Source organism: Bacillales bacterium (assembly GCA_035700025.1).
Classification (GTDB): domain Bacteria; phylum Bacillota; class Bacilli; order Bacillales; family DASSOY01; genus DASSOY01.
This window is the reverse complement of sequence record DASSOY010000042.1, coordinates 1-12,114: the sequence shown is the minus strand read 5'-3', so window position 1 is coordinate 12,114 and position 12,114 is coordinate 1. Positions and strand designations below refer to the sequence as shown.

Genomic DNA, 12,114 nt, shown 5'->3' with positions numbered 1-12,114 from the left:
ATGAATTAAAGGGTGCTTTTCGTATATAGTTTTTCTTTTTCGAAAGCATTCAACAAGCGGTCGAGTTTCTGAGACGATTTTACAATTTCCTCGGAAAACAAAGGAAGGCGCCAACCAAGTCGGTTTAATTCCCTTCGCAACTGTTCAATTTCTTGTAAATGTTGATCGCGATTCCTCATATTATACCCTCCCCGTAAAAATCAGTATTTCCCGATTTTTTGATGGACAAAACTTCATTTCAGTCATTTTTTTGAAAAACAAGAGAATTTTTCACACAGCCCGTGCTACAATCGAGTTGAAACTTTTTTTGCGCTGTATCGTATGCAATATTACCGCACGGGCGGGGGGCATGGGATGAAAGAAATCGTGAACCGAATCATACTTGACGTTCAGAAAGGCGATCAAAACGCGTTTGGGGATTTGATTGATCTTTATCAAAATAAAGTGTACAGCATTTGTTACCGGCTGATCGGCAATCGCCAAGAGGCCGAAGATCTTACCCAAGAAACGTTTTTGCGCGCTTACTTGAACTTGGACAGCTACCAAGCCGATAAGAAATTTTCGTCCTGGCTGTTTCGTATAGCGACCAACGTAACGATCGATCGCCTGCGCAAGAAGAAACCCGACTATTCTCTCGACGCCGAAATATCAGGCACCGACGGGATGACGATGTATACTCAACTCGCATCCGACGGATGGCTTCCCGAAGAGGAAGCGGTCGAAACCGAATTAAAGGAGCGGCTGCATGGCGAAATCATGCAGCTTCCTCCGAAATACCGCGCCGCGATCGTGTTAAAATACATCGAAGATTTGTCGCTCAAGGAGATCGCGGAAATTTTGAATCTCCCGTTGGCAACCGTGAAGACGCGAATTCACCGCGGCCGCGAAGCTTTGCGAAAACGCTTGAATCCGGAACAGAATTGAGGTGAGCACGGTGGGATGCAAACCGGAAATTGTCCAATTGATGCATAAAGTTTTGGACGAAGATGCCGATGATAAGGATAAAAGGGATTTGACGCAGCATCTCAAGGGATGTCCCGAATGCCGCGAACACTATGAACAACTGAAGAGAACGGAAGCCCTCATGAGAAGCACCTCAAGCGTGAAAGCGCCCGGCGATCTGAAAGATAAGATCATCGAGCGGATGCCGAATGAGAAAAGAACGTTGAAAGCGAAGCGCTGGTTTCAACAGCACCCGGTTCTGACCGCGGCGGCTTTGTTTCTTTTATTCATGTCGGGTTATTTGTTTTCGCTCTGGCAAGGACCTCAGCAGGTCGCCGTACGCGGTTCCGGACATGTGATTACCGGAGGCGAGGAAGTAATCGTTCCGAAGGGCGTAGTGATTCGCGGGGATTTGGTTGTTCGCAACAGCGATGTAAGAATTGAAGGCAAAGTGCTTGGGGACGTGACCGTGATCAACGGAAAGGAGTACTTGGCCTCTGCTGGACAGGTGACCGGAGAAATCGAGGAAGTGAACGCCTTGTTTGAGTGGCTCTGGTACCAAATCAAACAGTTGTTTACTGGATTTGCCTCCTCTCGCGAGATTGTGGGACGTCCTCTGTGATATAATGTTGAGATGTGGAGACCAATAATTTGGCGTTGGATTCAGATCTGGGGGATGCTTAATGCTTCAACTCGGCGATTATAATCCCATTGGAAGCTATCTTGTCGAGATTGTCGATATACTGCTTGTAACCTATATCATTTACCGCTTGATCATGGTGATTCGAGGCACAAAGGCCGTACAGCTGCTTAAAGGAATTGTCGTCATTATCGTCGTTTCTTATTTGAGCGGAGAACTGGGCCTGGTAACGCTGCATTGGCTGCTTCAGTATGCCATTACTTACGGTTTTCTGGCGATCATCATCATTTTTCAGCCGGAACTGCGGCGGGCGCTTGAACAGCTTGGACGCGGCGGTTTTTTTTCGCGGCCAACTCCGGGCCAGGAGGACATTGAACGTTCAATCGACGCGATCGTCAAAGCGGTCGGCTACATGGCGAAGCGCAGGATCGGCGCGCTCATTTCCATTGAGAGGCAAACCGGTTTGAACGACTACGTCGAAACCGGAATTCCCGTGAATGCGAAACTCACATACCAGCTGCTCGTGAATATTTTTATTCCAAACACACCGCTGCACGACGGGGCGGTCATCATCAATGAAAACGAGGTGCTTGCGGCTGCTTGCTATTTACCGCTGTCGGAAAGTCCTTTTATTTCAAAAGAATTAGGGACGAGACATCGGGCGGCACTCGGGATCAGCGAAGTCACCGACTGCCTGACCTTGGTTGTATCTGAAGAAACCGGCGGCATCTCCTTAACGAAAAACGGCGAGCTTCATCGCGATTTGGAAGAGGAAACGCTGAAAGAATTGCTTAAGCAAGAATTGTTGGCTGCTTCGAAATCGATTTCCTCAACACGTTGGAATTGGAGAGGAAAACAACATGGATAAGTTGCTCAAAAACAATTGGTTCGTTAAAATCATTTCTTTCCTGATCGCCGTTTTATTATATGCAAACGTGGTTACCAACGAACCTGCGGGGCTGTTTCAATTCGATCAGAAAGAGACCGGCGGAGCGGAGGTCCACAACAATTTGTTGTATATTGACCTAACCGCTAAATACGATGATCAGAAATTCATCGTTTCCGGATTGCCCGAGAAAGTGACGGTTCAATTGAGAGGTTCTAAAGATTCAATTTTGAAAACGACTTTGGCTAACGGACACAAAGCGTTCGTCGACCTTCGCGGACTCGGTCCCGGCATCCATGAGGTCAACGTCAAAACGACCGGCTTTGACGACGGAATGGTCGTGACTGTCGTCCCGAAAACGATAGAAGTAAAGATTCAAAAGAAAGAAACGAAAACGCTGCCGGTGCAGATCGATTTAATTAACGAAAGCAAGGTGAAAGACGGGTACGAAATCGGAGAACCGATCGTCTCGCCGTCACAAGTCGAAGTGACGGGTCCGAAAGCGCTCGTCGACAAAGTTTCGTTTGTCGAAGGACTCGTTGACGTGAAGGGAAAAAGCGAAACGGTGGAAGCGACTGCGGCACTAAGCGCTTACGATGCCGAAGGAAATGAAGTGAATGTGACGATCAATCCTGCGGTCGTACAAGTAAAAGTCCCAATAACGGCGGCTTCGAAGAACGTCGAGATTCAACTGAAACCGAAAGGGAGCCTTCCTGACGGTTTAACCATCCAGTCGATCGATAAAAAACCGGCGCAAGTGACATTGTTCGGACCGGAAAAGGTTCTGGAAGACCTTTCATACATCGAGGTGCCGTTCGACTTGTCAGGCATTCAAGACGATCAAACGATACAGGTCAAAATTCCCGTCCCTGACGGCGTCAGCAAGGTTTCGCCGGAACAATTGACGTTGACGATTGATGTCGCAAAGAAAGTCTCGAAGACGTTTCAGGACATCTTTGTCGACGTCACCGGCAAATCGGAAGGGCTGACTTATACACTTGAAAAGCCGGATGACGGTCTCGTCGACGTGACGTTGACCGGTCCGAAAGAAACGGTCGGTTCGGTCGATCCGGACCAAATTGAAGTGTACATAGACGTCAGTAATCTGGCGCCGGGGGAACATACGGTACCGGTTCAAGTGGTTTCGTTGAAAAACCACGTTGAAGGAAGCGCGGACCCCAAACAAGCGAAGGTTCAAGTTTCCAGCAAAGAATGAACGTATGGATGGCATCCTTAAAGTTGAATCATGCGTAAATATGCTTTAAACTGTCTTTGGTTTCCGATTAGAACGGATTTGTGTCAGCCCGAGGAGCCGTTTGACGTTATTTCAAGACTCGTATTAATGTCCTGTATCCAGCATCACGGCAGAGAGGCAGCGATTAAGGGGTACCGTCTGCGTTCCATTTTATGCGGATTGAATACAATGAAATTGTAAGATCGGTTATTTGCGAAAGTTCAAGGGAGCGATAGTTGAATGAAGAAGTATTTCGGTACGGACGGCGTAAGGGGGATTGCCAATACAGAGCTTACGCCGGAATTGGCGTTTAAGCTCGGGAGAGTTGGCGGTTACTGCTTGACGCGGGAAACGGAAAAACCGAAGGTGCTCGTTGGAAGGGATACGAGAATCTCCGGACACATGCTCGAATCCGCGCTTGTCGCCGGCTTGCTCTCGATTGGTGCTGAGGTGATGCGCTTAGGCGTCATTTCCACTCCCGGCGTGGCTTACTTGACTAGAGCATTGGATGCCCAGGCGGGCGTCATGATTTCCGCTTCTCATAACCCAGTCGAAGACAACGGGATTAAATTTTTCGGAAGCGACGGGTTTAAACTGACTGATGAACAGCAGGAAGAAATGGAAGCGTTGTTGACGAAAGATGTGGACGATTTGCCGCGGCCGATCGGCCATGACCTCGGCAATGTGAGTGATTATTTCGAAGGCGCGCAGAAATATATGCAGTTTCTCAAACAAACGATTGACGTGGACGACTTTTCCGGCCTGCATGTCGCGTTGGATTGCGCGCACGGTGCGACCTCTTCGCATGGTCCTTACGTTTTCGCCGATTTAGAGGCGGATTTATCGACAATGGGCGCAACGCCGAACGGGCTCAACATCAATGACGGCGTCGGTTCAACGAAACCGGAAGCGCTCGTGGATTTCGTCATTGAAAAGCAAGCGGACGTCGGACTTGCCTTTGACGGCGACGGTGATCGCTTGATTGCTGTCGACGAAAAAGGCAACATCGTCGACGGCGACCAAATCATGTTCATTTGCGCGAAATATTTGAAACAGCAGGGGCGCTTGAAATACGACACCGTCGTAACGACAGTGATGAGCAATCTCGGTTTTTACAAAGCGCTCGAATCCGAAGGGATTCAATACGTGCAAACGCCGGTGGGCGACCGTTACGTGATGGAAGAGATGCGCAAGAATCATTTTGTCCTCGGCGGCGAACAGTCCGGGCACATCATTTTCTTGGAGCATACGACAACCGGCGACGGCATGCTGTGTGCATTGCAGCTTGTCAACATCATGAAAGCAACGGAGAAGCCGCTTTCTGAGTTGGCGGCGGAGATGGAGAAGTATCCGCAATGCCTTTCTAATGTGAAAGTGATCGACAAAACGGCGGTCGTTACGAACGCCGTCGTACAGGAAGCGATCGATGAAGTCGAGCAGGAGATGAATGGCGAGGGCCGCATTCTCGTACGCCCTTCAGGCACTGAACCGCTTGTCCGCGTAATGGCGGAGGCAGAGACGCAAGAGCTTTGCCAGACGTATGTCGATCGTGTGGCGAAGGTGATTGAGGAACAGTTGGGAACGGTTTAAGCAAGGCTGTAAGGTGAAGAGCAGGATCTTTTTGACGAGATCCTGCACGCTTCCCTTCGGCTTTGCATATTTTTTTATCACGAGAACAAAGCTGTCGAATGAGAAAGCCGGCAAACGGCGAATCAAATCTTTTTTATAAGAAACTGCTTATTATTGACGTTTCGTAAAATTGTAGTGTATAGTGGTTTTGATTTCACTCAGGAATGGAATAGGAGGATTGTAGTCTTTTTTTTATACCTTAAAGCGCCTGGACTGTTTCCGCGGACGAAAAAAAGGAAGCAGTTGACGAGGAAGGGGTTCATCGAACGTCGGCGGATGCCCCTCGGTTGCCCATGACAACCGGAAACCTTTGCCGAAATCGGGAAGGCGACTTCCTGCACAAAAGCAAAGGTGTTCATGACATCAAACATACAAGCGGGGCGAGGCAGCCCCGGGTTTCCTCGTCCTGTATTGGGAGGAGAAAGTCCTATGTGCGGAATCGTAGGTTATATCGGAACGAAAGATGCGAAAGAAATTTTGTTGCGCGGATTGGAGAAGCTCGAATATCGAGGGTATGACTCGGCTGGGATCGCTGTGGTCGGAAATGAAGCTACACACGTGTTCAAAGAGAAAGGGAGGATCGCGGCGGTAAGGGCAATTGTCGACGACCGAGCTGCCGCGAGCATGGGCATCGGCCATACGCGGTGGGCGACACACGGTGCGCCAAGCAAAGAAAACGCCCACCCTCATCAAAGTACGACCAAGCGATTTACACTCGTTCACAACGGCGTAATCGAAAACTATGTGCGCCTGAAACGGGAATATTTAGCCCATGTCGAGCTTGAGAGTGAAACGGATACGGAAGTGATCGTGCAGCTCATCGAGAAGTTTTCGAACGACGGCATGAGCACCGACCAAGCTTTTCGGAAAACGCTGTCGTTGCTTGAAGGCTCCTATGCTTTGGCTTTGTTGGACCGCGAAGACAACGAATCGATTTTCGTTGGAAAAAATAAAAGCCCATTGCTTGTCGGCGTTGGCGACGGCGAAAATGTCGTGGCAAGCGACGCGATGGCGATGCTTCAAGTGACGGATCGGTTCGTTGAGCTGATGGATCAAGAGTCTGTTCACGTCACGCGCGGCGGCATTGAGATCAAGAAACTCAACGGCGATAAAGTCGAACGTGAGCCGTTTACGGCAGAATTGGATGCCGGCGACATTGAAAAAGGCACGTATCCGCATTACATGTTGAAGGAAATCGACGAGCAACCAGCGGTTATTCGCCGTCTCATTTCCGAATACCAAGACGAGAACGGCCGCTTGAAGCTTCCGCAAGACGTTCGTGATGCGATGCGGGATACCGACCGGATTTACATTATCGCCTGCGGCACGAGCTACCATGCCGGTCTGATTGGCAAGCAGCTCATCGAAAAGACGGCAGGCATTCCGGTGGAGGCCCACATCGCGAGCGAATTCTCTTACAACATGCCGCTTCTGTCGGAGAAACCGCTGTTCGTTTTCATCTCGCAAAGCGGCGAAACGGCCGACAGCCGTTCCGTCCTCGTGCAAGTGAAACAACGCGGCTACAAAGCCTTGACGATCACAAACGTAGCCGGCTCAACATTGTCCCGTGAAGCGGACCACACATTGCTTTTGCACGCCGGTCCGGAAATCGCCGTCGCCTCAACGAAAGCCTATACCGCGCAAATCGCCGTGTTGGCCATTTTGGCGGTCGATACCGCCCTTGCGAAAGGCTTGCAGCTCTCTTTCGATCCAATCAAGGAGCTAAGCATCGTCGCCAACGCGATGGAAGCGCTCATCGACCAGAAAGAAGAAATGGAGCAAGTCGCTCGCGACTTCATGGCGACGACGCGCAACTGCTTCTTCATCGGCCGTGCCATCGACTACTACGTCTGTCTTGAAGGCGCCTTGAAGCTGAAGGAGATTTCCTACATTCAAGCCGAAGGCTTCGCCGGCGGCGAACTGAAGCACGGTACAATCGCGCTCATTGAAGAAGGCACGCCGGTCGTCGCGCTCGCGACGCAGCCGCAAGTAAACGGCAGCATTCGCGGCAACGTGAAAGAAGTGCACGCCCGCGGCGCCAACCCTTGCGTCATCAGCCTTTCCGATCTCGAAGAGGAAGGCGACAGCATCGTTCTTCCGCACGTCCATGAATACTTGACACCGCTTGTTTCGGTTGTCCCGCTGCAGCTGATCGCTTATTATGCTGCACTCCACCGCGACTGTGACGTCGATAAGCCAAGAAACTTGGCGAAGAGCGTTACTGTGGAGTAGGGAGTTATAAAGGTTTGTTGTTAAGAATCCTATTGTGGTAAATAAATACCGCAATAGGATTACTTTTTTATCGATCGACATCACAACGCCGAAGTAAAAAGCAAATGCGATCGACAGCCATCCTGTCTGAAGTGTTATGGACTAGGGAGTTATTTTTTATAAAAAAAGCAGGAAAACACACCGGTGAAATTGAAAGATTTTACATCAATAATTATGATGGGTGAGGTAAAAAAATGAAGAAAGTAAGCTCAATCTTTATCTTGCTGGTATCGCCTATTTCACTTGATTTTTCCCATGGCGGCAATGCTCTACAACCTTTTTAAAACAGCCCACTTCCTTGCGGGGACATCAAAATACCAGTTGGCTTTCCTTATGGTGCTGTATCCCAATATCATATGCATCGGAATTTCAGTTGAGGCATTAATATGGGACAAATCAAAGCCGGCAACCTTATGGGGTGGGAATTCCTTGTTGCCAATCATAGTAGTATCCATGATAAACATGGGAGTTTCCATTGAAGTGCCTGTTGAATCGGTGCCAGTGGATGAACCGATTTCTTGAAAACAGTGAGGGTGGCTTTTGATTAAATTCATGTCGACAACCGTAATACTGGCTCCAGTGTCCCAAACAGCCTTCGCTCTTGTTTTCCCGAAATCAACATCGACATACGGGTGGAAGCGACTGCCAAGTGTTAACGGTAGTGTCTCTTTGGGTTGATTATCCGCATCGACCTCAATCCGATTTTGATCGAAGTAAAAATGTAAGCGATGGTCTTTTAGAAAATCCATGCCGAGCAGGTTCGTCTTGTGTTGAACGTTTTCGGTCGTCCGAGCCAGCACAAGGTCTTTTTTTGAAATGGGACCTAGTGAGACTTCTTTCACTTGGATTAGCTCATCCTTGTTTTTGGAAAAGGCACCCGTAGTGTCATCTTTTCCGATAGCAGTGTACGTCAATAATTGATCGTCAGCGATAACTGTAGTCCTTGCGGCACCCGAATCCAAAAGGAAACGATAAGCTTGTCCGTCAATGGTGCCGTCTACAAAAATTTGTGCCTCGTCTTTTTCATTCTCATCGATTTCCACGATCAAAGGAATTTCATTCATTTGTTAGACTCCCACATTCGTTGTCTGCCTTCGTTTAAATCTTACCATATCTCCTTCCAAGTCAATAATTTTTATAACCTAATGGATGTTACGCCAACTTTTTAAAGACACTGGTGAATATATCGTAGAAGATTGTAAATCTTATTTATAAAAATTTCCGTTCACTCCGAAGCGCTGGTGAGTGGATTTTGGGGCGACAAAAAAATTTTATTGACAATGCAAGTGTATCAACCGTATAATACACATTAAAGGTGTGTGAAGCAGTTAATACACTATTTTTTTGCAATTAGTGTATTAGTTGATTAATACACCGTTCCCTTGACTCGAAAGGAGTTGTCTCCATGTATGAGTATGCAAATGAATAACCGGGATCCGATTTATGTTCAAGTGGTTCAGCATTTCAAAGAACAAATCGCGGCTCGGATGCTGGAGCCGGGGCAAGAGATCCCGTCGAGGCGGGAGTTGGCCGCCCAATTAAAAATAAACCCGAATACGGTCCAACGGGCTTATAAGAAGATGGAGGACGAAGGCTTGATTTATACTGAAAGGAATTCCCCAAGCAAGATCACGAAAGATGAAGAGATCCTTCAGGCGGTCCGGAATGAACTGATTTTACGGGCGGTGGACGATTTTGTTCGCTCGATTCAGTCGATCGATGTTCCAGTTGAGGACGTTCTGGGGCTAGTCAAAGAAAAATATGAACAAGATTCGGTGAAAAAGGAGGCGGGCGGCGCATGATTGAAGTGAAAGACGTTGAGAAAAAGTTTGGTTTCAAAAAAGTGCTTCGCGGCGTTTCATTTACGGCCGACAAAGGCGAAATTACGTGCATCGTCGGCATTAACGGGGTCGGAAAAACGACGATCCTGAACGCAATCATGGGGCTGACGCCGATCAACCGCGGTGAAATTTTGATCGACGGCGAAAAGATCAGCAAGCACAGCTATGAAAAAATTACGTTCATCCCGGATGCGATTACGATGTTGCCGCGCATGCGCATTTCCGAAGCGATGGCATTCATGGATGACTTTTATGATTGCTGGAATGATCAGCGGGCACACGAATTGCTCGAGTTTTTCAAGTTAAAAAAAGAAGACCGGATTTCCAGCTTGTCGAAAGGAAATACGGCGAAAGTGAACATGCTGCTCGGTCTGGCCTTGGATGTCGAGTACTTGTTGATGGATGAACCGTTCTCGGGCATCGATCTTTTCAGCCGTGAGCATATCGCTGAAGTGTTTACGACGCATTTGGTTGAGGACCGCGGCGTGATCATTACGACGCATGAAATCCATGACATTGAACATCTGATCGATCAGGTCGTCATGTTGGATGAAGGATCGGTTTTAAAAACCTTCAATGCCGAAGAGATTCGCGAAGCGGAAGGAAAATCGGTCGTCGACGTCATGAGGGAGGTGCTGCAAAGATGAAGCGCTACTTGAAGCTCGTAAATTTTGAGTTTAATCGGATTGCGAATCTGTTTTTCGCATTGCTTGCGCTCATTCTTGTTGTCCAAGTCACGGGTGTGATGGTTAAATCCAACCGGTATATGGCCAAAGTGAACCATGCTTTACATGAAGAGTTAATGACAAAGACTCAGTTTCTTGCGGAATCCAGCCCGATGAGTATGATCGAAGTGGGACAAAGTTTGTGGTTTTTTGGTCCAATAGTTCTTTGTGCGGCTTTCGTCATTTTTTACATATTCATGATTTGGTATCGCGACTGGTTTGGGAAAAATACCTTTATCTATCGTTTGCTCATGCTTCCAACCGACCGTCTCAATGTCTTTCTTGCAAAACTTACAACGATTTTATTATTAACTTTCGGGTTTGTTTCTTTCCAACTGATGCTTTTGCCGGTGGAGAGTGCAGTGTTGTCCTGGATGATACCGAACGATCTCTTGATTGAGTTGCCGGTAGAACAAATCATAAGCAGGACAGACTTCACTTCGAGTTTCATCCCTAATGGAATCCTTTCGTTTTTTCTCTACTATGGGGCTGGAGTCATAGCGGTGTCGGTTGTCTTCACGGCGATTTTGTTGGAAAGAAGTTACCGGCTGAAAGGCATATTTATCGCAGCGGGCTACTGCGCTCTTTCCGTTCTTGTTTTTGCTGCGCCCTTGCTGTTGCAATCGCTCGTTATCGAAAACTATTTTTACGATCTTGAGTTGTTGGCTTTAATGATTTTCAGCGGACTCGTTGTATGGTTTGGCTCGGTATGGTTGAGCCGAAGAATTTTAAACAAAAGTATCAGGGTGTAAGGGGGATACGATGAAAAAGTATTGGAAAATTGCGGTAATCACGGCAATGACCGTGTCAGCCATTGGGACGTTTTATCTTTCTTCGGCCGTTTCAGCCAAGGATTTGCCGGAATTTGTGATTCAAAAACAAGAAGGCGACGCCCGTTTGGCAGATTCGATTGTTATTGAGGGATCCTACAGTCAGCGACTGATATCAAGAGAATTGGAAATTACAACGAGGGGAACCACTTATGAGGACGAAGTGTTTTTAATGCATTTGTTCGGCGGACATGTTCCAAAGATTGGCGAGTTTATTCAGGAACATCGCGACTTTATGCGCGGAAAAAGTGAAGCTCTCCGTTCCTTTTATGAGGATCAACACTATCTTATTTATGTCAACGCTATCAATAAAACTTCTGCTCAGCACGGTTACAAATTTTTCATAGACGTTTTGGATAAAGAACAAGGACGTTCGCGCTCCTTCGAACTGCCGATTCCCAATCAAGCTGCCAATCACACAATCATTGTCGAAGATGTGCAATGGGTGAACGGCCAGCTGAAAGTTGTTACCGTAACCTATTCCGGAAAAGGCGCGGTGGCTCATATTTATACCGTATCCATATCCGGACCGCAATTGCTTTCCGATGAAACGGTGATTTCCGCTCTGCAAAACAGTGGGGGTGACCATTCATACATTTCTTTAGTCGAAGAATGCAGTCCAACAAAGCGCCATGACATTCTCGTTTTTGATAAGGTTAATAGAAAAACAACAGCAGAAGACAAAATGCAGGTGGACCATACGTTGATCGCGTATGATCTGGCAACGAAAGAAAAGTATCAGGTTCCCATGCCCGAAAAGGCGGACCACTTGCCGAATATGTTATTTGACGACCGTTTTCTATACCTCAATGACATAAAGGATCAAGGGACCAAACTTATTCCTTTTGATTTAAAAAGCAGAAAATGGCAAGACGCGATGGAAATTCGAGTTCCTAACGAGAAGAACTCTGTCGGCAGACTCATGGTAAGCATTAAAGATGGCAAGGTTTATACTCTGTATCCTTTTAATGTAGAGGCATCATCCGCCAGACTAACGGTCACAGACATCAAGTCGAAAAGCATTCTTTTTCAAGGCAAAGTAGAAGCCAAGCAGCCTTCTTCAGTGAAAAACAAGGATCGGTTGTATTTTTATCAGATGACGATTCAATGATTCGC

Annotated in this window: 12 protein-coding genes; 10 read left to right on the top strand and 2 right to left on the bottom strand. The window is 47.5% G+C overall.

Annotated features, from left to right (window positions below; genetic code table 11):
• Positions 1-5: 5 nt before the first annotated feature.
• A complete protein-coding gene (locus VFK44_06755; GenBank protein ID HET7628075.1) occupies positions 6-179 on the bottom strand; it encodes an aspartyl-phosphate phosphatase Spo0E family protein in 174 nt (57 codons plus the stop codon).
• 175 nt (positions 180-354) lie between these two features.
• On the opposite strand from VFK44_06755, the gene sigW reads away from it, so the two are divergent.
• The 6 genes from sigW to glmS all read left to right on the top strand — a co-directional run bounded on the left by sigW (position 355) and on the right by glmS (position 7,563).
• The gene (gene sigW, locus VFK44_06750) at positions 355-924 is read left to right on the top strand and encodes an RNA polymerase sigma factor SigW (GenBank protein ID HET7628074.1); all 570 of its coding nucleotides are present in this window, start codon (positions 355-357) and stop codon (positions 922-924) included.
• Between the two features lie 10 nt (positions 925-934).
• Positions 935-1,564 carry a zf-HC2 domain-containing protein gene (locus VFK44_06745; protein ID HET7628073.1) on the top strand — a complete coding sequence of 210 codons (630 nt, stop codon included), beginning with the start codon at positions 935-937 and terminating at the stop codon, positions 1,562-1,564.
• Positions 1,565-1,625: 61 nt separating this feature from the next.
• Positions 1,626-2,450: a diadenylate cyclase CdaA gene (gene cdaA / locus VFK44_06740; protein ID HET7628072.1), complete on the top strand. Its 825-nt coding sequence runs from the start codon at positions 1,626-1,628 to the stop codon at positions 2,448-2,450.
• A complete protein-coding gene (locus tag VFK44_06735; protein HET7628071.1) occupies positions 2,443-3,684 on the top strand; it encodes a CdaR family protein in 1,242 nt (413 codons plus the stop codon). Before cdaA ends, VFK44_06735 begins: the two co-directional genes overlap by 8 nt.
• Before the next feature lie 258 nt (positions 3,685-3,942).
• Positions 3,943-5,292 (top strand): phosphoglucosamine mutase, encoded by a 1,350-nt coding sequence (gene glmM, locus VFK44_06730; protein ID HET7628070.1) that lies wholly within the window; start codon positions 3,943-3,945, stop codon positions 5,290-5,292.
• Positions 5,293-5,760: 468 nt separating this feature from the next.
• Positions 5,761-7,563: a glutamine--fructose-6-phosphate transaminase (isomerizing) gene (gene glmS, locus VFK44_06725; GenBank protein ID HET7628069.1), complete on the top strand. Its 1,803-nt coding sequence runs from the start codon at positions 5,761-5,763 to the stop codon at positions 7,561-7,563.
• Positions 7,564-7,871: 308 nt separating this feature from the next.
• On the opposite strand, the gene VFK44_06720 is transcribed toward glmS, so the two are convergent.
• On the bottom strand, positions 7,872-8,666 hold the full coding sequence (locus VFK44_06720) for a retropepsin-like aspartic protease (GenBank protein ID HET7628068.1): 795 nt from the start codon (positions 8,664-8,666) through the stop codon (positions 7,872-7,874).
• A gap of 345 nt (positions 8,667-9,011) precedes the next feature.
• Here VFK44_06720 and VFK44_06715 point away from each other — a divergent pair, with 345 nt between their 5' ends.
• Genes VFK44_06715 through VFK44_06700 form a run of 4 tightly spaced genes read left to right on the top strand, consistent with a single transcriptional unit; the run spans position 9,012 to position 12,109 of the window.
• Positions 9,012-9,404, top strand: coding sequence for a GntR family transcriptional regulator (locus tag VFK44_06715; protein ID HET7628067.1), 393 nt, complete (start codon positions 9,012-9,014; stop codon positions 9,402-9,404).
• A complete protein-coding gene (locus VFK44_06710; protein HET7628066.1) occupies positions 9,401-10,090 on the top strand; it encodes an ABC transporter ATP-binding protein in 690 nt (229 codons plus the stop codon). The genes VFK44_06715 and VFK44_06710 overlap by 4 nt, the downstream gene beginning before the upstream one ends.
• Positions 10,087-10,920 (top strand): hypothetical protein, encoded by an 834-nt coding sequence (locus VFK44_06705; protein ID HET7628065.1) that lies wholly within the window; start codon positions 10,087-10,089, stop codon positions 10,918-10,920. Before VFK44_06710 ends, VFK44_06705 begins: the two co-directional genes overlap by 4 nt.
• A 10-nt stretch (positions 10,921-10,930) precedes the next feature.
• Positions 10,931-12,109: a hypothetical protein gene (locus VFK44_06700; protein ID HET7628064.1), complete on the top strand. Its 1,179-nt coding sequence runs from the start codon at positions 10,931-10,933 to the stop codon at positions 12,107-12,109.
• The last annotated feature ends 5 nt before the right edge of the window (positions 12,110-12,114 follow it).